Genomic DNA, 22,820 nt, shown 5'->3' with positions numbered 1-22,820 from the left:
ATTATGCAAACACAAACAATAGCTCTTATTGATGATGATAGAAATATACTCACAAGTATAAGTATAGCTCTTGAAAAAGAGGGCTTTAAAGTTCAAACGTACATTGATGGAGAAAGTGCTTTAATTGGGTTAACTAGAAATCCACCAGATCTTGCTGTTATAGATATAAAGATGCCAAAAATGGATGGCGAAGAACTTTTAAAAAAGTTAAGAAAAAAAACTTCCTTACCTGTAATTTTTTTAACTTCAAAAGATGATGAGATAGACGAACTGTTAGGCTTAAAGTTGGGTGCAGATGATTTTATAAAAAAGTCAGGAGGTTTTTCCATTAAAGTTTTAATAGAAAGAATAAGGGTTCAACTTAGAAAAAAAGATATTAACAATAATCTTGAAGACACAAAAAATATTATTTCACATGGCAAGCTAAAACTTGATCCCTCACAACTTGAATGTGAATGGGATAGCCAGCAATTACCAGATAAACTTACCACTACAGAATTTTTAATAGTTAAAGAATTAGCAAAGAGACCAGGAATAATAAAAGAAAGAGCTCAGCTTATGGATATTGCTTATAGAGAAGATACGGATATTGAAGATAGAACTATTGATAGTCACGTCAAAAGAATTAGAAAAAAATTTAAAAAAGTTGACCCTGATTTTACAGCTATAGAAACAAGATATGGCAGTGGATACAGATGGAACGTTGGTTAATGTTCAGCAATTTTTTAAAAAGTTTATCTATATTAAAAAAATTTTTATTTATTAATTTAGTTATTTTTTTAATTATAGGGTTTTTAGCAGCTCTATACATTAGCAATGCAAAACCTAATTTAATAAAAAACAAAACATCCAAGCATATTCAGATAATTAACAATACAATTGAGCATATTTTAAGATTAAATATAAAATTTGAAGAAGAGGATATTAGAAGATTTTTATTTTCAACAAGATTTTTATTTCAAAATCTAGACAGAGTTATCTTATTTGATAATCAATTTAATTTAGTAGGTGATACTGATACGCTAGATTTAGATCCAAGATCTTTTTCTAGCAGGTTAGATATAGTCGAGCTAGAAACTTTAGATAAAGAAGAAAGCAAAAAAACTGTAGAAACAAAAAATTTAAATAAAGAAAAAACTGTTTCACTTAAAGATGTTCTTACTAATTATTCGTGGTCAAAAGATTATGGAAAACCCTTCACCTTTACTCAGGAAGGTTATGATCAATTTTTATTAACAACAGTTAAAAGCATAACATTGAATGGAGTTAACATTGGATACCTAGTAATCACTGAAAATGCCAATGATGTTAAATCTGCTATTGATGAAAGAAAAACATTTATTCTAAGAACGGCAATATTTATAATTATAGTAATATTTATATTCTCTTTTGTTTTAAATAGATATTTTCTTAAGCCTATAAAGAACTTAGTAGCGTATACAAAAATTATAAAAGAAAAGAGTAAAAAAAAAACAAATATTAATGAACTTAAAAGTAGAAATGATGAGTTAGGAACTTTGTCAAATTCATTAGATGATATGACAAGTGAACTTCAAAAAAGAATTTCACATGCAGAAAATTTTTCAACTGACCTTGTTCATGAGATAAGAAACCCTCTAACATCATTAAAAAGTGCTTCAGAAATATTAAATGAGACTGATGATCAATCTCAAAGAAGTAAATTAATTAACATTCTGAATCACGATGTCCAAAGAATTGAAAGATTGATCACAGATTATTCTCAAATATTAAAAGATGAGGTTGCATTAAGTAAAGAAAAAATGAAAAAAATTAATCTCAAGTTAATTGCAAGGTCTGTAGTAGATGATTTTAATAATATTTATGAAGCAAAAAGAGGGATTAAAATAATGTTAAATGATCAAGATGATCAAGAAGAATATTTTATCAATGGAATAGAAAATAGAATTGAACAAATTATTGCAAATTTATTAGATAATTCAATTTCATTTAGTGAGGATAATAAAGAAATCTTAGTTGAAATTTACAAAGGAGATAAAGATAAAATTATTTTAAAAGTTATTGATGAAGGTAAAGGGTTTAAGGAGATAGATACTAAAAAAATATTTAATAGATTCTATAGTAATAGACCAGATACTTTTGGTGAACACTCTGGTTTAGGTCTAAATATAGTAAAAAACCTTGTTGATCTACATAGTGCAACTATTAATGCCTCAAACAATGTAACGCAAGAAGGAGCAAATGTTGAGATTGTCTTTCCTAAAGTCTAATCATAAGTTGATTAATTAAATTTTTATTATATAAAACTGAGCAATGGATGATTTTAAAGTTAAAGACATATCGCTAGCAGACTTTGGAAGAAAAGAAATTTCAATAGCCGAAAGTGAAATGCCTGGCCTAATGGCATTAAGAGAAGAATATTTAGGAAAAGCACCCTTAAAAGGAGCAAGAATATTAGGATGTCTTCATATGACAATTCAAACAGCAGTTTTAATCGAAACTTTAGTAGAGCTTGGAGCAGAAGTTAGATGGTCTTCTTGTAATATTTTTTCAACGCAAGATCATGCTGCTGCAGCAATAGCTAAAGCAGGAATACCAGTTTTTGCTTGGAAAGGTGAAACAGAAGAGGAAGCTGTATGGTGCATAAGACAAACAATAGAAGGTAAAAAAGACTGGAAAGCAAATATGCTATTAGATGATGGCGGTGATTTAACTGCAATGATGCATAGCGATTACAAAAATTTATTAAAGGAAGTAAAAGGTGTTTCAGAAGAAACAACAACTGGAATTAAAGCATTAAACAAAATGGAAAAAGATGGGTCACTAATGATTCCAGCAATTAATGTTAACGATTCGGTTACAAAATCAAAATTTGATAACCTTTATGGTTGCAGAGAAAGTTTAGTAGATGGAATTAGAAGAGCCACAGATGTTATGATGTCTGGTAAAGTTGCAATTGTTGCAGGCTTTGGTGATGTTGGAAAGGGTAGTGCTGCATCTTTAAGACAAAGTGGAGCAAGAGTTATGGTTACAGAAGCGGATCCAATTTGTGCACTCCAAGCAGCAATGGAAGGCTATGAGGTAGTTTTAATGGATGAAGCAATAAGTAAAGCAGATATTGTTGTTACAGCTACAGGTAATATAGACATTGTTACTGCAGATCATATGAGAAATATGAAAGATAGAGCAATACTTTGTAATATTGGCCACTTTGATAACGAGATTCAAGTAGAAGCCTTAAAAAATTACAAATGGACAGAAGTAAAACCAGAAGTAGACGAAATAGAATTAGTTGATGGAAAGAGAATTATTCTTTTAGCTAAAGGTAGATTGGTAAATTTAGGTTGCGCAACTGGACACCCAAGTTTTGTAATGAGTGCATCATTTACAAACCAAGTAATGGCACAAATTGAGCTTTGGGATAATCATAAAAATTATGAAAATAAAGTTTATGTGTTACCGAAATCATTAGATGAAAAAGTAGCTATGCTTCACTTAAAAAAAGTAGGAGCAAAACTTACAAAACTATCAAAAGACCAAGCTGACTATATAAGTGTTGAAACAGAAGGTCCATTCAAGCCAGATGCATATCGCTACTAATAGCGAAAAAATAGATATCTCCTTAGAATATAAAACATCTGAGCTAGCTAAAAAATTTTCAAGAACACTAAATAAAGGAGATGTAGCTTATTTTCATGGAGAAATAGGTGTAGGAAAAACAACATTTATAAGACACCTAATTAATAATCTTCAACAATTAAACAAAATAAATTTAACTGAAGTTACTAGCCCAACATTTAATTTGGTAAATGAATATGATGTTGGAAATTTTATAATACAGCATTATGATTTGTACAGGTTAACTGACTATAGTGAGATAAAAAATATTGGTTTATTTGAAAATAGAGAAGAAATTGTGACATTAGTTGAATGGCCTGAGAAAATAAAAAAAACTATTGATAACAAAATTGATTTATTTTTTGAATATAATGATGATTTAAATAAAAGATATTTAACAATTAAGGGAGTTAAAAATAAAAAATAGATGTTGCAAACTAATAATAGATTAAAAAAAATTAAAGGTGATGCATCATTTAGATCTTTTTATAGAAAGTCATCATCAAACAAAAAATCAATCGTAGTTTTTGCTTCTAAGGAAAAAGAGAAAAACTTGTTGATATATGATGCAATAAATAGTCTTCTAATTAAAAATAAAGTTTTAGCACCTAAGCTTTATAGTGAGAATTATAAAAAAAATTATATAGAAATTGAAGATTTTGGTGACGATTCAGTTTTTGGTCTATTAAAAAAAAATAAAGACCAACAAGAAACTCTCTACAAAAAATCTATTGATTTACTTGGTGTGATCCAAAAAATTAAACAAAATCGGTCTAAAAATTTTAAAGGAAAAACTTATAGAATTCCAATTTACGACAATATTAAATTATTCAATGAAGCAAATTTATTTTATGAATGGTATGCAAAAAAATTTGTAAAAAAACATAAATTAACCAAATTTAAAATTGATATAAAAAAACAAATTAAATTTTTATTAACAAACCTTCAATCAAAAGAAAAAGTTTTTGTTCATAGGGATTTTCATGTATCGAATTTAATGAAGTTCAAAAATAAAATAGGAGTTATCGATTCGCAGGATGCTTTAATTGGAAACAGGGCTTATGATTTAGCTTCGTTAATTGATGACGTTAGATCTAAAACAGATAAAATATTTAAAGATAAAATTTATCGTTATTATCTAAAATTAAATAAAAAAAGAATTAACGAGGCTACTTTATTAAGAGATTTTGAAATATTATCCATTCTAAGAAATATGAAAATCATTGGAATATTTACAAGATTAGCCGCGAGAGATAAAAAAAAGCAATATTTAAAATTAATTCCTTATGCTTGGAAATTAATTGAATTAAGAATTTCTAATAATAGAAAATTTTCTGAGCTCAAAAGTTTACTAGATCTTAATTTTTCAAAAAAAATAAGAAATCAGAAATGAAAATTAAAACTGCGTTAATTTTATGTGCTGGATATGGTAAGCGCTTAAACCCAATAACACTGACAACCCCAAAGCCTCTACTAAAGATAAATCAAACAACTTTATTAGAAAATTGTATTAATTTAATACATTCTTTAGGAATTAATAAAATTATAATCAACACATTTTATCTTAGTAAAAAAATTGAACAATTTCTTAAAGATAAGAAATTTAATTTAGAAATTAAGATAATTAATGATGGTTCAGATATTTTAAATACAGGTGGTGGAATTTTGAATATGATAAATTCATCTAATGAAACAGATTTTATTGTATTTAATCCAGACACTGTATGGAATGAAAATTATAAGAAGTACATTGAGGGTATGGAGAAGTTTTATTTTTTAAATAAAGTTAAAAATATACTTTTATTAGCCAATGAAAAATTGAGTTTTGACAAAAATTTGAGCGGTGATTTCAATCTTAAAAAAAACATAATAAAAAAAGATGAACTTAATTGTTTAATTTATACAGGGTGCCAGATCTTGAATAAGAGTTTATTTGACTCATATAAGGTTAGTAATTTTTCAATTTCAAATATTTGGAATGAATTAATTAATAAAGATGAGCTATTTGGTTTTGAGAGCATGGAAGACTTTAGACATCTAACAGATTTTAATATCTATAACCAATTATTAAAAAACTAATAAGTCCTTAGCTCTATCTTGATCTAGGTAAGAACATTCTTTAATATTTTGTTTTGAATCTAAACTTATCAAAAGTGGATTGCCTGTTGGTATTTCGAGTAATGTTATCTTTTGATTATCTAATTTAAATAAAAATTTGCATAGAGCTCTTATAGAGTTCCCATGAGCTGAAATTAAAATATTTTCATCATTTTTTAGTTTCTCTTGAATTTCATCAATATAAAATTTCATTACTCTTTCATAGGTATCTTTAAGCGACTCAGTGTCAGGAATATTTTCTTTTGGAATACTTTTATAAACCTCTATATTTAATGGGTGATATGGATTATTTTTGCTTAAGGGATCTGGCTTAATATCCCAAGATCTTCTAAAAGCATGGATTTTATCTTCACCAAGTTTTTCTTTCATTTCGTCTTTATTTAGTCCTGTTAAAGCTCCGTAATGCCTCTCATTTAATTGCCAGGCTCTAACTGGTTTTCTTTTATCTCTTAATGTGTCTTGGATAAATTTTAGTGTGTTGATAGCTCTTAACTGAAATGATGAATAATAATGATTAATATCAATTTTAATTTCCTTAATATATTCACCAGCTTTGCAGGCTTCTAATTTTCCTTGTCCAGTGAGATCAACATCAACCCAGCCTGTAAATCTTTTTTCTAGATTCCATTCACTTTGACCATGTCTTACTAAAATTAAATGAGCCATTTGATATATTCTGATAACTGATAAAAGAAATAAAATAAATAAGATTATTATGAAAAAAATAAAAAATTTTTTTAAAATAGGTTTTTATTCTGCAAATATCATATTGATAACTTTATATTTGTTTCCAGGTAGTATTTTTGGCTGCCTTTTATATGATAATTGCTATATTCAACCTCAAATTACGGAAGATCTTATTGCAGGAGACTTTATAATTTCATCAAATCATATTTATGCTTTTATTTTACTTACAAGCTTGGGAGTATTTTCTTTTTATAATACTAAAAAAATTAATTTTTTAATTGTTTATTTGTTTTTACTATCAATTATTTTAGAATTATTTCACATTATTATTCCAGTTCGTGGATTTGAAATGAGTGATTTATTTGGAAATATAGTAGGTGTTATGTTGGTAATATTTATCTATAAGATTGTGATTAGGTATGTCAAAACTTAGAAATTATTTTTCAATTTTATTGATTATCTTTATTACTGGCTGCTCCTCAATACCTCAAAACACTCTAAATAGTTGTTCAATTTTTAATGAAAGATATCTTTGGTATAAACATGCAAAGAAAACAGAAAAAAAATGGGGAACCCCAATTTATATTCAGCTAGCTATAATTAAGATGGAATCAGACTTTGATTGGTTAGCTAAACCTCCAAGACAAAAATTATTTAAGATCATACCATTCAAGAGGCCCTCTAGTTCATTTGGATATTCACAAGCGGTAAAGGGAACTTGGGAACAATATAAAAATGAAACTGGAAATAAATTAGCAACAAGAACAAGGTTTAAAGATAGTGTGGATTTTATTGGTTGGTACACCGATAAAACTGAGTCTCTTTTAAAAATTTCTAAGAAAGATGCTTTTAGACAATACCTTGCATATCATGAGGGGTGGGGAGGTTATAAAAATTATAAGAATAATCAGAAAGTTATAGGCTTAGCTAAAAAAGTAGAAAAACAATCTAATAAATACAAGTCACAATTACAAGATTGTCAGAAAAGATTAAATAAAAATAAATATATTATATTTTAACGAAGTTGTTTCTTTAGCTCAATATCAACAGCGTCTATTCGTTTTGTATTCTTTGCTAACACCAAGTACATGGTTGGAGTTACATATAATGTAAAGAATGTTGATATAATCATCCCACCTAGAATAGTGGCGCCCACAGCTAGTCTTGAAGCCTCACCAGCACCCGGTCCAATATTTCCTATAACTAAAGGCATCATTGCTATCATCGTGCTTATTGACGTCATCATTATGGGCCTAAACCTTAATTGGCAGGCTTCTTTAACTGATGTTTCAATATTTTTTCCAGCCGTTCTTAATTGATTGGCATAATCAACAATTAGAATACTATTTTTAGTCGATATTCCAATTAGAATAACAAGTGCTATTTGTGAGAAGATATTAATAGAACTGTTCAAGAATAGGATAAAAACCAAACCTCCAAACAAAGCCAGTGGAACAGTTAACATGATAATAAATGGATGAATAAATGAATTAAAGGTTGCAGCCATTACTAAATATGCAGTTAGAAATGCTAATCCAAAAATAATAAATAGTTCATTACTAGTTTCTTTTATTTCTTCTGATTTACCTTTCCATGCAATTTGATTAGAAGAGCCAATTTCTTCCATTGTTTCCTCTAAATATGCAATTGCTTCTGTAAGTGTATAAGATTCAGATATATTTGCAGATATTGTTACAGCTCGCTGCCTATTATATCTTGCTAATTTTTTTGCAGATCCTTTTTCGCTGAACTCTACTAAATTTGCTAAAGAAATAAGTTTACCAGTGCTTTCTGATCTAACAAATATTTTAGAAAGCCCTTCTTGAGATCGTCTATCAGTCAAGTATTGCTGAAGTATAATTGGGTATTCTTTACCAAGTCTATTAAAGTTCGTTACAGTTTTTCCACCATAAAGAGTTTCTAAAGTTTTCCCAATTGAGTCAGTAGATACATTTAAATCTTTAGCTTTATTTTTATTAATTACTAATTTGATTTCAGGTTTATCCCTAGAATAATCTGATTCAATTCTGGATAAATTTTTATTCTGTCTTAATTTTCTAATAACTTTGGATTGTATTTCCTCTAACTCTTCGTAAGTACTGCCCAATATAACCATTTGAACTGGTTTATTGTAGCTAGAAACCCTAATAGATTGAGGTGATATTGGAAAAGCAACAGTTTCAGGAACAGTCACAATTTTTCCAATTGCTTCTCTCATTATTGTTTGTGAGCTTTTATCTCTTTCAGCCCATTCATCTAATAATGCAATTATTATAAAGCTATTAAAAGAATTCTTATTGCTGCCGAAGCCTGGCACTCTCATTATAAATCTTTTATATGGACTATTCTCAGCTTGCAGAAGAGGAATTAATCTTTTTTCAACATCTTCTGCTCTTTTTTCAGTATATTCAAAAGAACTCCCCTCATCTGTAAATCCAAGAACAAGATATACACCTCGATCTTCCATAGGTAATAATTCTTTTTTTGTAAAATGAAATAAAACACTAGAGACAACAATAGTGAAGACAATAAATGAAATAATAATTTTTTTTTTATTTAGCCAATACTGCAATGTTTCTTCGTAAAATTTTGATAATGATTTAAAAAATTTATCAAATTTAGTAACTATAAAATTTTGTTTAGGTTCTTTCTTTAAAAACTTACTTGCTAACATTGGTGACAAAGTAAGAGCCACAAAAGAAGATACGACAACTGAAAATGACAGTGCTATAGCAGTCTCTCTGAATAATGTTCCTGCAATACCATCTATAAAAATTAAAGGAAGAAATACAGCTACTAAAATTAACGTAGTTGCAATAATGGCAAAACTGATTTGTTTCGATCCTTTGTATGCCGCAACTAAAGGGCTCTCTCCATTTTCAATTCTTCTATAAATAGCATCTGTCATTATGACTGAATCGTCAGTAATTATTCCAATCGCCAGAATAAAACTTAACAAGACAAAAATGTTTATTGATAAACCAAATAAATAAAGTCCCAAAAAGGATGCTATTAAGCTTACGGGTAATGCAACTGCTGGTACAATTACAGCCTTTATGTTTCCTAAGAATAAGTAAATAATAATAACTACAAGTATAAAAGCGATGATTAAAGTTTTGTACACTTCGTCAATAGCAGTACCCACATATGTTGCTCTATTAAAAGCTACCTCTATATTTAGATCATCTGGTAATGTTTTTTTAACTTCATCTATTTTTTTTTTTATTTCTCTAGAAAGCTCTACGGTAGAAGCACCACTTTTTGCATAAATACCAATTCCAACTGTTCTTAAATTTAAAGCATCTTTGCTCTGAGCCTTGAAAAGATTTTTTTCTGAAACTGGACCAAACTCAATATTTGCAACATCTGAAAGCCTCACAACACTATTTACATTCTTTTTTATGGGCAGAGCTTTTAATTTTTCAATATCATCATATGACTTATCTAAATTTAGTATCAAATCAATATTAGTAGCCTCTAATGTACCTGCTGGTAGGCTCACATTTTCTTTTCTTATTGCTCCCTCAACCTCTTGAATGGTTAAGTTATTTGCTGCAAGTTTAATTGGATCTATCCAAACTCTAACACTTAGATCTCTTAAACCACCGGTTCTAATAGTTCCTACGTTCTTAACGCTTGAAAATTGATCTACTAAATATCTCTCAACATAATCTCCAAGCTCTAAATCACTCCAGGTTGCAGAAGATACAGCTAACCACATAGTAGTTGAGAATCCCGCTGATTGTTTAAGTATTTGAGGGGCATCAGCTTCATCAGGTAATCTCCCAACAACCCTTCCTACTCTTTCTCTTATATCGTTGGCAGCATTATCTAAGTTAATATCAGTATTAAATTCAACATTAATTGAACTACTTCCATTTTCTGATGTTGAATTAATATTTTTTACTCCTTCTATTCCACCAATCACTTTTTCAATTACTTGAGTTACCTCTTGATCAATTATAGGAGCAGAGGCAGATTTGTAGTCCACTTTAATTTGAACCACAGGAGGTTGTAGGCCTTCAGGTAATTCTCTAACAGGTAATTGTGAAAAAACAAATATTCCAAAAACGATTAATATAAGAGACATTACCCAAGCAACAACTGGCCTTCTTATACTTACATCAGTTATAAACATTATTTTTTAATTGGTTTAATTTTTCCTCTTGGTCTAACTTTTTTTAGACCTTCAGCAACGATGTTATCTCCATTAGTCAAACCCGAAACTACTTCAATAAAACCAGAATCCCTTATTCCAATAATAACTTCAGCTTTATTAGCAACATCATCTTTTGCAACTTTATATACATAAGTTTTGTTACCTTCCATCATTAAGCTTGTATCAGGAATGCTTATAGAGTTCCTTTCGTTATACTTAACTATAATCTCTAAAAGAGACCCAGGTAAAATTTCAAAATTATCATTTTCTAACTTTATTCTTATTGCTAAAGATCTTGTATCAACATCAATTCTACCAGCAGTAGAATGAACAACTCCCAAATAAATTTTTTCATTATTACCTGAAAATTTAACATCAACATTTAAATTCTCCTTAATAAAACTTGAGTAAAGCTCAGGAATATCCACATCTACATAAATTATTGAAGTGTCTTCTAACTGTATTAAAAGAGAACTTTCAGAAACCTTAATATCATTTGAGAAATCTCTTTTAGTCACTACTCCATCAAAGGCAGCTATCAGATTTCTAGTCTTTAATTTTGTTATTAAATCACCTTTTTTCAATTTTTTATTAAATTCTATTGGTTTAACTATTTCATATTTCTCAATTTTATATGATTTAGTTCTAAATGGGATTGCTGTTCCATAAGTTGAAACCTTTTGAGAGAAATTTTTTACAACAACTTCTGTTACTATTATTCCTGGAGGAGGTCTTTTACTAAATTTTTTTTTAAAATGATTTCCTATCATTGTTCTTCCAACAATTACTATTGTAATAATCAAAAAGAAGACAAGGATTGCAGTTCCAATTTTTGTAGATCTTTTCATATTTTAATTCTTTCCGTACTCACTCCATGATCCGTCATAGATAGTAGGGATATATTTATTATCTATTAAAGAATAAGCAAGAGCCAAAACTGAAGCAGTAACTCCAGAACCACATGTAAATACTACATTTTTGTCAATCTCATATCCAGTTGATTTAAACTTCTCATGAATTTTTTCTTTGCTAATAAATGTATGATCTTTATTTATGAGCTCAGAGAAAGGGAGGCAAAAAGAGTTTTTGATAGAGCCGCTTCGCAATCCTTTTCTTGGTTCAGGAACTCTACCTTTAAATCTTTCTAAACTTCTTGCATCAATAACATTAAATTTATTTTTTAAAACATTTTTGTTAATTTGGTTTATATTTTTTACCAATTCTTTTTTTTCATGCACAGTATAGTTAGAAGGAATAATCTTAATTATATCACTAGTTGTTGATCTATCTTCTTCAATCCATTTTTTTAATCCACCATCTAATACATGGACTAATTCTGGATTGTGACCAAAGTAGATAAAATTATACCAACATCTGCATGAGCTGATTACATCTGAATTATCATAAATGACTATCTGCTCATCATCTTTAATTCCCATATTGGAAACAATATCACTCCATGACTTAGCATCTGTTAACATATGAGGTAGATCGATATCTTTTTTGGAGTTTTTATCTAAATCAAAAAAAATTGCATTTTTAATATGATTGTTTTTATATTCATTAAAACCATTTCGCTGTGTTTGAGGCATATGCCATGAGCAATCAATAATTTTTACTTCATCTAAATTTTTCTCTAGCCAATTTGTATCAACTAAAGACATATTATCTTTTTTCCAAATATCTCTGATGGTATTCTTCTGCTGGGCAGTAATTTTTTAATAAAGAAGATTTCGTTACAACGTTTCCAGATAATTTTAAATTTACTTTTTTTATAACATTTTCAGCAATTTCTTTTTGTCTGTCGCTTAAGTAAAATATTTCACTTCTATATTGTGTTCCAAAATCTGGTCCTTGTGAATTTAAGGTTGTGGGATCATGAATTTCAAAGAAAAATTCTAAAATTTTTTCATAAGATATGATTTTAGGATCAAAATCTAATTTAACAACTTCTGCATGATTTGTATTACCGGTGCATACTTCTTTGTAGGTGACTTCTTTGCTATCACCCCCACAATAACCAACTTCAGTTTTAATAACTCCCTCAAGTTTACTAAACTTAATTTCTGGTCCCCAAAAACATCCTAATCCTAATACTGCTATTTCCATTGATTATCCTTTAATTTGATTTACAAATTATTCTTATGCTAACTAAAAATCAATTAGGTTTTTTGTACATGTTTCTATCTGTATGCACCTTTTCCGTTATGGATTTGCTTGTAAAATGGTCAAGTGACTACCCAACTGGAGAAGTTTTATTTTTTAGAGGCTTTTTTGGACTGCTACCTACTTATTTTTTGATACCGAAAAATAAATTAAGAACTTTTTACACAACCGAAAGGTCAAAAGAGCATTTATTTAGATGTTTTATGGGTTTAATGGCTTTAATAGCAATAGTTGTTGCGTTAAGAGAGCTTCCTTTAGCAGTCGTTGTTAGCCTATCATATGCAGCCCCACTATTTATTACCGTGTTATCAATTTTTTTACTAAGTGAGAAAGTAGGTGTTTTTAGGTGGCTGGCAGTCATAATTGGGTTCATAGGTGTTATTATAATTGCTGAGCCAGGCTTTAAGGGTATGAATTACCTCTATTTTCTTCCTCTTATATTTTGTATTGGAATGGCTTTTGTAACCATTACGATTAGAAAACTATCCACAACAGAACCTGTTTGGCTTATCTCAATTTTTTTTACAATTACTATTTCAATTGCTGGCTTGGCCACAATTCCAATGGGGTGGAAAATACCAAACTTTCAAGATTTTATCCTTTTAGCTTTAATTGGAGTAACAGGAGGTTCTGCAAATTTATTTTTAACTCAATCATATAAACTTTCTGAAGTATCTTTGGTAGCGCCCTTAAAATATTTAGCTTTGGTATTTGCTATATTTTTTGGTTATTTCATTTGGAACGAGATACCAACTATAAAAACATTAATTGGTGCATCACTTGTAGTTCTTGCGTCTCTAATAATTTTTAGAAGAGAAATTTATCATAAACAAAAAATACCATCTACTAACAGGCATGAGTAAAAAACCAAGATATTGGAATACTGCAAAAAAATATTTATCTAACAAGGATAAAGTAATGTCTTTATTAATTAATAAATATAAATCTCCTTCTGAGGCTGTGCTTACTTCTAGAAAGGATATATTTTTTTCATTATGCAAAAGTATCATTGGACAACAAATTAGTGTTGCTGCTGCTAATTCTATATTTTCAAAATTTCAAAAAAAATGTAAGAATAAAATAAATGCTAAAACTGTTTCTGCACTATCAACTACTCAGATAAAAAGTTGTGGATTAACTAAACAAAAAGTTAAAGGAATAAAAAGCTTAGCGAAACAAATATTGAATAAATCATTTAACCCTAGGTTAATTCCTAAAATGTCAGATGAAGAAGCTATTATTTACCTATCCCAATTAAGACAGATTGGAAGATGGTCAGCTGAAATGATTTTATTGTTTACTTATAATCGATCAAATATTTGGCCCATACAAGATATTGGTCTTTTAAGGGGAATTTCAAAAAATTATAAAAAAAAATATCTACCACCTGAATCTTATGTAAAATTATTAAATAAAAGATTTAGTCCATACTGCTCAGTTGCAACTTGGTATCTTTGGAGAAGTATAGATCCAGAACCTATTCAGTACTAAAACCTTCTACTATTTGTAGGTTTCGTTCTGTAGTATCTTTAGCTACAGCCCAACCATCTTGATATTCTTTAGAATCATGGCATTTCATAGCCTGTTCATGACTTGGAAATTCCCAAATTACAGTTCTTGGGTAAGTTTCACCCTCTAAAGTTTCAAATTTTCCACCTCTCACCAAGGGCTTTCCTCCATAACTTTTTATTATTTCAGTAACTTTTGAACCATAATTTTTTAAATTTTCTTGGCTATCTATTTTTTTGTACAAAGCAATCCAGTAAGCTTTCATTATTTCTCCTTTTTAAATAATTTTATATATGATAATGAATTTCATGGCAGAGAAATTAATTATCACTTTTGATCAGTATACAAAAATTGTTGAAAAACTAGCAGTAGAAATTCACAATAACTATAAGCCAACAGTATTAGTAGGTATTATGAGAGGAGCGGCTCCTATATTAGACATCCTTTCTAGAATTTTAAAGTTACCTATAGCCTATATAGTTATTCAAAGTTACTCAGGAAAAGGAATGCAAGATAAGCAAGGTCAATTAATGTTTGCAAGAGAAATTAGTTCTTTAGCTGAAAATAAAGATTTTAACAAAGTTTTATTAGTAGATGATTTATCTGACACTGGATTAACTTTAAATAAAAGTATTGAATGGTTAAAAAATTATGAGCCAACCAAAGATTATATAAACGAAGTTAAAACTGCATGTTTATGGAAAAAAAAATCATCTACATTTGAACCAGATTTTTGCCCAGTAAAACTAGATTCAGACCCATGGATTGTTCAGCCTACTGAGCATTATGAAGAGATGTCTATGGAAGAAATAATTAAGAGAAATAAATAGGGCTGGAATAATTCCAGCCCTAAAAATTATATTTTAAGCAACTGCAAAACTAACAACACTTAAGATTGCAATAACCCATATTGCCGGTGAAGTTGAAGAAAACTTACCAGTAAATAATCTGATTAATGCGTATGATACAAACGCTAAAGCAATGCCATTGCTAATACTATAAGTTAACGGCATAGCAATCATTGCAAGGATAGCAGGAGCTGCTTCACCAATATCATCCCATTCGATATCAGTTATGTTTCTAACAAAAAGAACAGAAACAAATACTAAAGCTGCACCATCAATTTGCTTAGGTAAACTTGTTGCTAAAGGAGCAAAGAATATACAAGCTAAAAATAGGAGACCAATTACTAAAGAGGTCATTCCTGTTTTTCCACCAGCTTTTACACCAGCACCAGATTCAACATAACTTGTTACAGTTGTTGTTCCCATCATTGCACCAGCTACGGTTCCAACACTGTCAGCCATCATTGCTTTTTCGATATCTTTAACTTTACCATCTTTACCAACCTTGCCAGCAACGTTTGCTACAGAAGTTAATGTTCCTGCCGTATCAAAAAAATCAACAAACAATAAAGTAAACACTACAGTTGTCATTCCAGCTGTTAATGCTGCTGATAAGTCAAAATCAAATAGATAAGTCATTGGAGGTGGTGAGCTTGCAATTCCATTAAATTTAGCAAGTCCAGTAGCCCAAGCAATAATACTGAATAACAAAATACCAATAATGATATTTCCTTTAACTTTCATTTTTTCAAGAACAACCATTAAAATAAATGCAGCACAACCCAATAGAACAAGTGGATCGCTCAAGTCACCTAATTGAACTAATGTTACTGGATTATCAACAACAACTTCCATGATTTGAAGTCCAATTATTGCTAGGAAAAGTCCTATACCAGCACCAATTCCTAATTTTAAACTTCTTGGAATTGAATTAATTAACCAGGCTCTGATAGGTGTTAATGAAATGATTAAAAACAAAACTCCAGCAACTAGTACAGCTCCTAAAGCTTCTTGAGGAGTATAGCCCATTCCAGCACAAACACCGAATGCAACGAATGCATTAATTCCCATACCTGGAGCCAAACCTATTGGCCATGTTTTTCCATAAAATGCCATTATGAAACAAGCAAGTGCCGTTGCAACAATTGTTGCCGTATATACTGCCCCAAATTCAAAGAAACCTTTTTCTGGTCCAGCAAATTCACCTGATAATATAAATGGATTTAAAAACATAATGTAAGCCATTGTCAAAAATGTTGTTACACCAGCTATTACTTCTGTTTTAAAATCAGTCTTGTGTTTTTTATAGTCGAAATATTTTTCTAACATTGATTCTCCTAAGATTAAGATGGACTAATATTAGATTAATTAGGAAAATACTCTTAAAAATCTAAGTTTATCAACATATTTCAACTTATAAGTTTATATTTATGCCATATTTTGGGTGTTATGATTGAAAAATGCAAAAATTTAAATTTATTTTAATAAGCTTATTTTTTTTAACTCTTGTTGCTGGCTGTCAAACAATCAAAGATAAAACAGATGCAATTGTTGAAAAAGAAAATGCTAAATTAAGCGAATATATTGGAAAAACTTCAAGTAATTTACAAATGGAATTAGGTAGGCCAGATGAAGATTTTAAAAATGATAAAGGCAATTTAGAGCTTATTTACAATACCACAAAATATGGAATACTTTGTGAAAGAAGATTTGAAGTAGACTCTAATTCTATTGTAATTGGTTTTGTTTCAAATGGTTGTTTCTAAAAACTAAAGACTAAATTTTTTCAGCAATTTTTAATGCAAATGCATAATCAATTGCAATTTCTTCTATAGCTCCATCTCTACCAGATTTACCACCATGGCCTGCGTTCATTTCAGTTTTTAAGAGTAATAAATTATTATCAGTTTTATACTCTCTAAGTTTGGCAGTAAATTTTGCTGGCTCATCAAATAATACTCTATTGTCACTTAAACTTGTTGTGATCAGCATATGAGGATAATCCATTTTTTTTATATTGTTATAGGGAGCATAAGAATAAATATAATTAAAGTGATCTTTTTTATCTTTTGCATTTCCAAATTCATCAAATTCCCCAACCGTTAGAGGTAAAGAGTGATCTAAATTAGTTGTCAAAGAGTCGACAAATGGTACCGCCATTATAATTCCTAGAAATAATTCAGGGGCTTGATTAACTACAGCGCCCATAAGAAGACCACCTGCAGAGCCACCCATACCTATTATTTTATTTTTTGAGGTATAATTATTTTCAATTAGGTACTTTGCAGAGGCAATATAATCTTCAAAAGTATTTTTTTTATTAAGCAGTTTTCCTTCTTTCCACCACTTCATACCTCTTTCCATACCACCTCTAATATGGGCTGTAACCCAGATGATATCTCTATTAATTAAACTTAATCTAGTAGTAGAAAAACTAGGGTTCATAGAACTTCCGTATGAACCATAACCATAAAGCAACAATTTAGCACTTCCATCCATTTTAGTATTTTTATGTCTTGTAATTGTAAGAGGAACCAATCTTCCGTCGTGTGATTTACAATCAACTCTTTCAACAATGTAGTCATCAGGATTATGACCAGAGGGGATCTCTTGTTCTTTAACTAATTTTTTTTCTTTTGTGCTTAAGTTATAAGAGTAAACTCTAGACTGTGTCTTAGGTGAAGAATAACTTATGTATATCTCATCTGTATTTTTATCTCTTTGCATTAAAGAGGCACCTGGAACATATACAGTTTCATCAGAAAAAATTAGTTCTTCTTCTATTCCAGTTATAATATTTTTAACAAATAGTTTATCTAAAGCATCTGAAGTTTCAGATCTTATGATCCAATTTTTTAAAAATGTTAACCCTCCAATTAATACCTCATCTTTTGCAGTAATAAAGGCTTTCCAGTCTGGTTCTTCTAAACTATCACTAATGTCTATTTTAAAATCTTCAGCATTTTCATTAGTATGATTATAAAATTTATCATCCCAAGAATTAACCGAATAAAGAATTCCTCTTTGTCTTTTTTTTATTAGTTTAGGCTTAGGATCTTTCTCATTAACATCGAAGTAATATTGTTCAGAAGTATTATGGTCTGAAGAATTGATAAAAAAATATTTATCATCTGAGCTTAAACCAATTCCAACCGTAAAAGCTTCACTTTTTTCTTCAAAAATTAATTGATCTTCGCTAACTTTAGTTCCTAATTTGTGTCTATAAATTTTTCTCGGTCTATGATTTTCATCAAGTTTTGAATAAAAAATATATTGATCATCTAGACTAAAAGTTATGCCACCTGATGTATCCTCTATCTTGTCAGTAGCTAATTTTTTTGTATTTATATCTCTAATATATATTGTGTAATATTCAGAACCCTTTGCATCTAAAGAGTATCCTAAATATTTATCATTAAAACTAACCTCTAAATCACCAACACCAAAGTATTCTACATTAAGTTTTTCTTTTTCCTCATCACCATTCCAAATTTCTTCAATATTATTAGTTCCAATTTTTTTCCTTAATTTTATAGAATAATTTCCTTTGGTAGTCGTTTTTGACCAATATTCATAATCAAAATCTTTAAAGGGTAGAGATTCATCATCTAACTTTATCCTTCCTTTGATTTCATCAAATAATTTTTTTTGAATGTTTTTGGTGTCTGATAAGTGAAAATCTGTATAGGAATTTTCTTCTTCAAGATATTTTCTAACTTCAGGGTTTAATTTTTTATTATCCTTTAAAACCTCAAGGATATCATCTTGATGTACCCAGCTATAATTATCTTCCCAACTAATATCATGACACGTTTTTATTTCTGATTTTTTTTTAAGATGTGGTATTTTCATGGATACAAATTAAATATATGAATATTATCATTTATACACTAATTTTTTTGGGAATTATTTACTTTTTACTTAAGTTAGTAGCCAATACTTCATCAAAAGAAATATCAAAACATTTAAGAAAATTAATTTTCTTAGGTTTAATAATTTTGGCAATATTACTTGTCATTGCAGGTAAGTTTTTATTAAGTATACCACTTACGATACTTAGCTTAGCTTTAGTTAAGCTAAAGGGGTTTTCAATATTTCAATTAATTGGTTTATTTAGACTTATACAAACCCTTAGAAGCTCTGGGAGATTTTCATTTAATCAAAATCAAAATATAAAAAATTCTTCTACGATATCTATAGAGGAGGCTTATAGGATCTTAAATTTAGATATTAAAAAAAAAATTACCAAAGACGATGTTCAAAAGGCACACATAAAGATACAAAAAAAAATACATCCTGATATTTCTCCAGAGACAGAAAGGTTATCGATGATCGTAAATGAAGCAAAGGAAGTAGTTTTAAAAAATATACTCTAGAATTTATTATTGAGAATTTCTTGATAAACTTTATTAACAGACACATCACCTGGGTTTAAATTTGATCCATGGGTTATATTTTCAATTTTAACATTTACAGGAAATATTCTCTGATAATTTTTACTATAATCTGTGTATGCTTTAGGTGAGTCTAGGAGTATTACTAAACTTTTTATTCCCGACTGAGCTGTTATATGCGATCCAAATGAATCGTTCCCAACATACATGTTGGCTGAACATAGAAATGGAATAACTTCTTCTATTTTTTTTTCATATAATGAAACATAATTATTGTTGTTAATATTATTTGTAATTTCATCAGACAAACTTTTATCATTTGGTCCACAAAGGATAAAAAAATAATAATCTCCATTATTGTTGAGTTTATTTATCAAGTCATAAAAATTTTTAGCACCCCACTTTGTTGTTGGTCCAGAAGATCCAGCCGCAATAACGATTTTAAATTTTTTATTATCTAAACTGTTATTAATATTTTCAATTTTTTTTTTATGAATAAAAAAATCAGTTTCTGTAGGACAATTATTTATATTTAAAGATTTTTCAGTAAATTTTTTTGCAGCATAAACTAAATGTAATTTTCTTTTTTTTAACAGTGGATAACAAAAAACTTTCTTAATATTAGACAAAACTGAAGCTAAATAGATTCTTGCACTAGGATAAAAAATGAAAATCTGATCAAATCTAAAAGTATTCAGTAAATTTTTTAGTTTTAAAATATCGATAAATCGTTTGTGGTATTTATCAATAAAGATGATTTTTTCAATTAATGGGTCGTCTATCAAGGCTACTTCTAAATTATTGCACAATGTAATAATTGTGACAGGACCATATTTTTTTGCTATCTCATGGCAATAAGCAAGGTGTAGTAAATTTGCACCCAACCCTTTATAGCTTAAGTATATGCAAGTTTTCATATTGAGTTATAGATTTTTTGAACTAATTTTGTGCCACCAATTTTTATTTGATAATTAAATTTTTTATTTAAGATTTTATAATTTTTATTAACACCCATCATCACTTTAATTTCATTTGGTCTGATAAATTTTTTATTAATTGAAAAATATTTTCTATAGTCAAGATTGTTTTGTTTATAGGCAGTTTTTAAAATATCATAACCAGAAATTCCATGACCACTAGATAGCATCAAGTCTCTCGGTTTAATTTTTGTAAGGAAGTATATACCTTTTACAATTTCTGGAGCCCAAGAATAATCTCTTATTGTGTCAAGATTACCAACAATAATTTTTTTTTTTAATTTAGCATGTATACAGGTTTTTTTAATAAAAAAATCATTATCTCTTAATGGAGATTCAACTTGAAAAAAAATTATACTACAACAACTGACTCCTTTTTTTCTGAATTTTTTTACCTCTTTATAAGCTTTAATTTGTGACAAAATATAGGGGTTATTATTCTTTGAAATTTTAGATTTTGTATTAACTAGTCCATTTTTTGGTTCAAATATGTAGCCTGAGTTCGCTTTATAAAATTTTGTTTTTAGTTTGTGCTTATGAAGGATTTCTAAAATTCTTTTTGCACCAACATAATTTGAATCATGGGTTATTTTTTTAAGTTTAATACTTTTTGTTAGAGAGCTTTGTCCTGAAAAATAGAAGATATTTTTTGGACAGTATTTTTTTAAAAGTTTTAATATTTTTTGCTTTTTTAAAACATCTAATTCCTCAAAAATAACCTTATTTTCAATATTTAATTTATTATAATTTTTATAAGATTTTCTAGTTTTTCTTGAAGTTACTATAACCTTATGGTTTTTTGATATTAGCAATTTTGCTAAGTAACCGCCTATGACTCCAGAACCTATAATTATTGAATTTACTTTTTTCATTTTTAATTGTTTAAAGTGTATAAGTAATCATTATAATAATTAATATGAAAAAAATTAAAGGTATTTATGCAGCTGGAATGTCAGTTTTTAATGACGATTTAAGTCTAAACATTGAAAAGACAGTTAATCATGCTGAAAAAATAATAGATATGGGTTGCCACGGTGTTGCTATTTTTGGAAGTACAGGACAAGCACAACTTATATCCATCAGTGAAAAAATAGGATTATTAAACAAATTATCAAAAAGCAAATATAAAGAAAAATATTTAATTGGAACTGGACTTAATTCTTTAAATGAAACTATAAATTTAATGAAAGTTGCTAATTCTTTAAATTTTAGTGATTTTTTAATAATGCCACCTGCTTATTATAAGTATGGTGATAAAGAAGTAATAGAGTTTTACTCAAGGGTGGTTGAGGCTGTGCCCGAAAGTAAGATTATTTTATACAACTTTGAAAAGTTGTGTGGTTATAAATTTAGCATTGAATGCGTTGAAGAGCTTGTTAAGAAGTTTCCAAAACAAATAGTTGCTGTTAAAGACAGCTCGTATAACTTATATGAAAATTTGAATATTGATAATTTCTCAGTTATGCTAGGATCAGAGTTAAAACTCCTAAAAGGTCTTGAACTTGGATGTGATGGTATTATTACGGCAACTTGCAATGTAACAGCAAATTTGTCTAGAAAAGTTTATGATGATTTTAATAAAAAACAACAACAAAAAGAAAATGAGCTTCTGTGCAAGGTTAGAAGTACATTTGATCAATATAATTTAATATCAGGGTTACATTCTTTTATGTCAGGTCAAGATGACAGTTACAAAAATGTTATACCACCCGTCAGTCTTTTAAATGAAAAAGATAAAAAACAACTGCTAGAAGATCTTGGTAAGCTTAATTTTACATTAAAATCCCTAAAGACGGCTTAAGTAGATTTAATAAAATTTTTCACAATATATTTAAACAAGAGACTATATTTATCAGTAATTAATTGATAAATCTAATTTTCTTAAAGTATGAAAAAAATAAAAAAAAATCTTGTTAAAAAAAAACCTTTAGTAAAAAAAAAGGTTAAAAAAAAACCTTTAGTAAAAAAAAAGGTTAAAAAAAAACCTTTAGTAAAAAAAAAGGTTAAAAAAATTATAAATAAAAAAAAAAAAATTTAAAAGTAAAAAAAAATATTGATAATAAAAAAAAGATAAGCAAAAATATAAAAACAAATAAGAAAAAACAAAAAGCAACCATAATATCAAGGGTAGTTGAGCTTCAAAATTCTTTAAAGCCAGAATTCAATTTTAAAATTAATTTTAGTTTAGAAAAGTATATTCAAGCTTTTTTTAATAGTATCGCCAATAAAATATCTGAATATAAAACTTTAAAAGCTGAAGAAAAAAGAAGAAGACAACTTGAAGCAATTAAAAAAAAAGAAAAAGAAAAATTACAAATTCAAAAACAAAAAGTAAAAGAAGAAGAGGAACAAACTAAATTTCAAGAAA

At 28.4% G+C, this 22,820-nt stretch carries 25 protein-coding genes; 15 read left to right on the top strand and 10 right to left on the bottom strand.

The genetic code is table 11. From position 1 onward, the window contains the following. Positions 1 to 3: 3 nt before the first annotated feature. Genes AC5YGC_RS06360 through AC5YGC_RS06335 form a run of 6 tightly spaced genes read left to right on the top strand, consistent with a single transcriptional unit; the run spans position 4 to position 5,676 of the window. A complete protein-coding gene (locus AC5YGC_RS06360; RefSeq protein WP_496139381.1) occupies positions 4 to 711 on the top strand; it encodes a response regulator in 708 nt (235 codons plus the stop codon). Next, positions 711 to 2,249, top strand: a complete 1,539-nt coding sequence (locus AC5YGC_RS06355; protein ID WP_496139380.1) for an ATP-binding protein — start codon at positions 711 to 713, stop codon at positions 2,247 to 2,249. Before AC5YGC_RS06360 ends, AC5YGC_RS06355 begins: the two co-directional genes overlap by 1 nt. 43 nt (positions 2,250 to 2,292) lie before the next feature. Beyond that, positions 2,293 to 3,579: an adenosylhomocysteinase gene (gene ahcY, locus AC5YGC_RS06350; RefSeq protein ID WP_496139379.1), complete on the top strand. Its 1,287-nt coding sequence runs from the start codon at positions 2,293 to 2,295 to the stop codon at positions 3,577 to 3,579. Beyond that, a complete protein-coding gene (tsaE, locus tag AC5YGC_RS06345; RefSeq protein WP_496139378.1) occupies positions 3,563 to 4,024 on the top strand; it encodes a tRNA (adenosine(37)-N6)-threonylcarbamoyltransferase complex ATPase subunit type 1 TsaE in 462 nt (153 codons plus the stop codon). Before ahcY ends, tsaE begins: the two co-directional genes overlap by 17 nt. Then, entirely contained in the window at positions 4,025 to 4,990 is a 966-nt protein-coding gene (locus AC5YGC_RS06340; RefSeq protein WP_496139377.1) for a phosphotransferase, read from the top strand. It begins immediately after the preceding gene. Beyond that, positions 4,987 to 5,676 carry a sugar phosphate nucleotidyltransferase gene (locus AC5YGC_RS06335; RefSeq protein WP_496139376.1) on the top strand — a complete coding sequence of 230 codons (690 nt, stop codon included), beginning with the start codon at positions 4,987 to 4,989 and terminating at the stop codon, positions 5,674 to 5,676. The genes AC5YGC_RS06340 and AC5YGC_RS06335 overlap by 4 nt, the downstream gene beginning before the upstream one ends. Here AC5YGC_RS06335 and AC5YGC_RS06330 read toward each other — a convergent pair. Beyond that, positions 5,665 to 6,381, bottom strand: coding sequence for a 2,3-bisphosphoglycerate-dependent phosphoglycerate mutase (locus AC5YGC_RS06330; protein ID WP_496139375.1), 717 nt, complete (start codon positions 6,379 to 6,381; stop codon positions 5,665 to 5,667). The two genes, AC5YGC_RS06335 and AC5YGC_RS06330, sit on opposite strands and share 12 nt — an antisense overlap. Positions 6,382 to 6,430: 49 nt before the next feature. Between AC5YGC_RS06330 and AC5YGC_RS06325 the strand changes: the two genes are divergently transcribed. Then, entirely contained in the window at positions 6,431 to 6,835 is a 405-nt protein-coding gene (locus AC5YGC_RS06325; RefSeq protein ID WP_496139374.1) for a hypothetical protein, read from the top strand. After that, positions 6,822 to 7,421 (top strand): transglycosylase SLT domain-containing protein, encoded by a 600-nt coding sequence (locus AC5YGC_RS06320; protein WP_496139373.1) that lies wholly within the window; start codon positions 6,822 to 6,824, stop codon positions 7,419 to 7,421. The genes AC5YGC_RS06325 and AC5YGC_RS06320 overlap by 14 nt, the downstream gene beginning before the upstream one ends. Here the strand turns inward: AC5YGC_RS06320 and AC5YGC_RS06315 are convergent. Genes AC5YGC_RS06315 through msrA form a run of 4 tightly spaced genes read right to left on the bottom strand, consistent with a single transcriptional unit; the run spans position 7,418 to position 12,670 of the window. Further along, positions 7,418 to 10,540, bottom strand: coding sequence for an efflux RND transporter permease subunit (locus AC5YGC_RS06315; RefSeq protein ID WP_496139372.1), 3,123 nt, complete (start codon positions 10,538 to 10,540; stop codon positions 7,418 to 7,420). The two genes, AC5YGC_RS06320 and AC5YGC_RS06315, sit on opposite strands and share 4 nt — an antisense overlap. Beyond that, complete coding sequence (locus AC5YGC_RS06310; protein ID WP_496139371.1) at positions 10,540 to 11,409, bottom strand: efflux RND transporter periplasmic adaptor subunit; 870 nt, start codon at positions 11,407 to 11,409, stop codon at positions 10,540 to 10,542. Before AC5YGC_RS06310 ends, AC5YGC_RS06315 begins: the two co-directional genes overlap by 1 nt. 3 nt (positions 11,410 to 11,412) lie before the next feature. Further along, the gene (locus AC5YGC_RS06305; protein ID WP_496139370.1) at positions 11,413 to 12,225 is read right to left on the bottom strand and encodes a rhodanese-like domain-containing protein; all 813 of its coding nucleotides are present in this window, start codon (positions 12,223 to 12,225) and stop codon (positions 11,413 to 11,415) included. Between the two features lies 1 nt (position 12,226). After that, a complete protein-coding gene (gene msrA / locus AC5YGC_RS06300) occupies positions 12,227 to 12,670 on the bottom strand; it encodes a peptide-methionine (S)-S-oxide reductase MsrA (RefSeq protein WP_496139369.1) in 444 nt (147 codons plus the stop codon). 35 nt (positions 12,671 to 12,705) lie between these two features. Between msrA and AC5YGC_RS06295 the strand changes: the two genes are divergently transcribed. Further along, the gene (locus AC5YGC_RS06295; RefSeq protein ID WP_496139368.1) at positions 12,706 to 13,590 is read left to right on the top strand and encodes an EamA family transporter; all 885 of its coding nucleotides are present in this window, start codon (positions 12,706 to 12,708) and stop codon (positions 13,588 to 13,590) included. Then, on the top strand, positions 13,583 to 14,218 hold the full coding sequence (locus tag AC5YGC_RS06290) for a DNA-3-methyladenine glycosylase family protein (protein WP_496139367.1): 636 nt from the start codon (positions 13,583 to 13,585) through the stop codon (positions 14,216 to 14,218). Before AC5YGC_RS06295 ends, AC5YGC_RS06290 begins: the two co-directional genes overlap by 8 nt. Here the strand turns inward: AC5YGC_RS06290 and AC5YGC_RS06285 are convergent. Further along, positions 14,205 to 14,501 (bottom strand): DUF1330 domain-containing protein, encoded by a 297-nt coding sequence (locus AC5YGC_RS06285; RefSeq protein ID WP_496139366.1) that lies wholly within the window; start codon positions 14,499 to 14,501, stop codon positions 14,205 to 14,207. The two genes, AC5YGC_RS06290 and AC5YGC_RS06285, sit on opposite strands and share 14 nt — an antisense overlap. 28 nt (positions 14,502 to 14,529) lie before the next feature. On the opposite strand from AC5YGC_RS06285, the gene AC5YGC_RS06280 reads away from it, so the two are divergent. Next, a complete protein-coding gene (locus AC5YGC_RS06280) occupies positions 14,530 to 15,066 on the top strand; it encodes a phosphoribosyltransferase family protein (protein WP_496139365.1) in 537 nt (178 codons plus the stop codon). Positions 15,067 to 15,099: 33 nt separating this feature from the next. Here AC5YGC_RS06280 and AC5YGC_RS06275 read toward each other — a convergent pair whose 3' ends face one another. Continuing rightward, the gene (locus AC5YGC_RS06275) at positions 15,100 to 16,410 is read right to left on the bottom strand and encodes an NCS2 family permease (protein ID WP_168607077.1); all 1,311 of its coding nucleotides are present in this window, start codon (positions 16,408 to 16,410) and stop codon (positions 15,100 to 15,102) included. A gap of 131 nt (positions 16,411 to 16,541) precedes the next feature. On the opposite strand from AC5YGC_RS06275, the gene AC5YGC_RS06270 reads away from it, so the two are divergent. Beyond that, positions 16,542 to 16,847 (top strand): hypothetical protein, encoded by a 306-nt coding sequence (locus AC5YGC_RS06270; RefSeq protein ID WP_496139364.1) that lies wholly within the window; start codon positions 16,542 to 16,544, stop codon positions 16,845 to 16,847. 10 nt (positions 16,848 to 16,857) lie between these two features. On the opposite strand, the gene AC5YGC_RS06265 is transcribed toward AC5YGC_RS06270, so the two are convergent. Continuing rightward, entirely contained in the window at positions 16,858 to 18,933 is a 2,076-nt protein-coding gene (locus tag AC5YGC_RS06265) for a S9 family peptidase (RefSeq protein ID WP_502314011.1), read from the bottom strand. Positions 18,934 to 18,950: 17 nt separating this feature from the next. On the opposite strand from AC5YGC_RS06265, the gene AC5YGC_RS06260 reads away from it, so the two are divergent. Further along, positions 18,951 to 19,457 (top strand): J domain-containing protein, encoded by a 507-nt coding sequence (locus AC5YGC_RS06260; protein ID WP_496139363.1) that lies wholly within the window; start codon positions 18,951 to 18,953, stop codon positions 19,455 to 19,457. On the opposite strand, the gene AC5YGC_RS06255 is transcribed toward AC5YGC_RS06260, so the two are convergent. Continuing rightward, positions 19,454 to 20,392, bottom strand: a complete 939-nt coding sequence (locus tag AC5YGC_RS06255) for a glycosyltransferase family 9 protein (RefSeq protein ID WP_496139362.1) — start codon at positions 20,390 to 20,392, stop codon at positions 19,454 to 19,456. The genes AC5YGC_RS06260 and AC5YGC_RS06255 overlap by 4 nt on opposite strands. Beyond that, positions 20,389 to 21,324 (bottom strand): GDP-mannose 4,6-dehydratase, encoded by a 936-nt coding sequence (locus tag AC5YGC_RS06250; protein ID WP_496139361.1) that lies wholly within the window; start codon positions 21,322 to 21,324, stop codon positions 20,389 to 20,391. The genes AC5YGC_RS06255 and AC5YGC_RS06250 overlap by 4 nt, the downstream gene beginning before the upstream one ends. A gap of 44 nt (positions 21,325 to 21,368) precedes the next feature. On the opposite strand from AC5YGC_RS06250, the gene AC5YGC_RS06245 reads away from it, so the two are divergent. Together AC5YGC_RS06245 and AC5YGC_RS06240 are read left to right on the top strand one after the other, a co-directional pair. Then, positions 21,369 to 22,253: a dihydrodipicolinate synthase family protein gene (locus tag AC5YGC_RS06245; RefSeq protein WP_496139360.1), complete on the top strand. Its 885-nt coding sequence runs from the start codon at positions 21,369 to 21,371 to the stop codon at positions 22,251 to 22,253. Between the two features lie 87 nt (positions 22,254 to 22,340). Beyond that, the gene (locus AC5YGC_RS06240) at positions 22,341 to 22,490 is read left to right on the top strand and encodes a hypothetical protein (RefSeq protein ID WP_496139359.1); all 150 of its coding nucleotides are present in this window, start codon (positions 22,341 to 22,343) and stop codon (positions 22,488 to 22,490) included. The last annotated feature ends 330 nt before the right edge of the window (positions 22,491 to 22,820 follow it).

The sequence above is a fragment of the Candidatus Pelagibacter sp. uisw_138 genome (genome assembly GCF_059512485.2).
The sequence above is the reverse complement of the archived record's forward strand: the minus strand, read 5'-3'. Positions and strand labels throughout refer to the sequence as shown.

Bases quoted from the DNA above. Each gene is read 5' to 3' on its own strand.
- AC5YGC_RS06260 (WP_496139363.1), top strand. From the start codon at position 18,951: ATGAATATTATCATTTATACACTAATTTTTTTGGGAATTATTTACTTT.
- AC5YGC_RS06295 (WP_496139368.1), top strand. From the start codon at position 12,706: ATGCTAACTAAAAATCAATTAGGTTTTTTGTACATGTTTCTATCTGTA.
- AC5YGC_RS06290 (WP_496139367.1), top strand. From the start codon at position 13,583: ATGAGTAAAAAACCAAGATATTGGAATACTGCAAAAAAATATTTATCT.
- AC5YGC_RS06335 (WP_496139376.1), top strand. From the start codon at position 4,987: ATGAAAATTAAAACTGCGTTAATTTTATGTGCTGGATATGGTAAGCGC.
- AC5YGC_RS06265 (WP_502314011.1), bottom strand. From the start codon at position 18,933: ATGAAAATACCACATCTTAAAAAAAAATCAGAAATAAAAACGTGTCAT.
- AC5YGC_RS06360 (WP_496139381.1), top strand. From the start codon at position 4: ATGCAAACACAAACAATAGCTCTTATTGATGATGATAGAAATATACTC.
- AC5YGC_RS06330 (WP_496139375.1), bottom strand. From the start codon at position 6,381: ATGGCTCATTTAATTTTAGTAAGACATGGTCAAAGTGAATGGAATCTA.
- AC5YGC_RS06310 (WP_496139371.1), bottom strand. From the start codon at position 11,409: ATGAAAAGATCTACAAAAATTGGAACTGCAATCCTTGTCTTCTTTTTG.
- AC5YGC_RS06325 (WP_496139374.1), top strand. From the start codon at position 6,431: ATGAAAAAAATAAAAAATTTTTTTAAAATAGGTTTTTATTCTGCAAAT.
- AC5YGC_RS06270 (WP_496139364.1), top strand. From the start codon at position 16,542: ATGCAAAAATTTAAATTTATTTTAATAAGCTTATTTTTTTTAACTCTT.
- AC5YGC_RS06340 (WP_496139377.1), top strand. From the start codon at position 4,025: ATGTTGCAAACTAATAATAGATTAAAAAAAATTAAAGGTGATGCATCA.
- AC5YGC_RS06305 (WP_496139370.1), bottom strand. From the start codon at position 12,225: ATGTCTTTAGTTGATACAAATTGGCTAGAGAAAAATTTAGATGAAGTA.
- msrA (WP_496139369.1), bottom strand. From the start codon at position 12,670: ATGGAAATAGCAGTATTAGGATTAGGATGTTTTTGGGGACCAGAAATT.
- ahcY (WP_496139379.1), top strand. From the start codon at position 2,293: ATGGATGATTTTAAAGTTAAAGACATATCGCTAGCAGACTTTGGAAGA.
- tsaE (WP_496139378.1), top strand. From the start codon at position 3,563: ATGCATATCGCTACTAATAGCGAAAAAATAGATATCTCCTTAGAATAT.
- AC5YGC_RS06240 (WP_496139359.1), top strand. From the start codon at position 22,341: ATGAAAAAAATAAAAAAAAATCTTGTTAAAAAAAAACCTTTAGTAAAA.
- AC5YGC_RS06250 (WP_496139361.1), bottom strand. From the start codon at position 21,324: ATGAAAAAAGTAAATTCAATAATTATAGGTTCTGGAGTCATAGGCGGT.
- AC5YGC_RS06355 (WP_496139380.1), top strand. From the start codon at position 711: ATGTTCAGCAATTTTTTAAAAAGTTTATCTATATTAAAAAAATTTTTA.
- AC5YGC_RS06245 (WP_496139360.1), top strand. From the start codon at position 21,369: ATGAAAAAAATTAAAGGTATTTATGCAGCTGGAATGTCAGTTTTTAAT.
- AC5YGC_RS06285 (WP_496139366.1), bottom strand. From the start codon at position 14,501: ATGAAAGCTTACTGGATTGCTTTGTACAAAAAAATAGATAGCCAAGAA.
- AC5YGC_RS06320 (WP_496139373.1), top strand. From the start codon at position 6,822: ATGTCAAAACTTAGAAATTATTTTTCAATTTTATTGATTATCTTTATT.
- AC5YGC_RS06315 (WP_496139372.1), bottom strand. From the start codon at position 10,540: ATGTTTATAACTGATGTAAGTATAAGAAGGCCAGTTGTTGCTTGGGTA.
- AC5YGC_RS06275 (WP_168607077.1), bottom strand. From the start codon at position 16,410: ATGTTAGAAAAATATTTCGACTATAAAAAACACAAGACTGATTTTAAA.
- AC5YGC_RS06280 (WP_496139365.1), top strand. From the start codon at position 14,530: ATGATAATGAATTTCATGGCAGAGAAATTAATTATCACTTTTGATCAG.
- AC5YGC_RS06255 (WP_496139362.1), bottom strand. From the start codon at position 20,392: ATGAAAACTTGCATATACTTAAGCTATAAAGGGTTGGGTGCAAATTTA.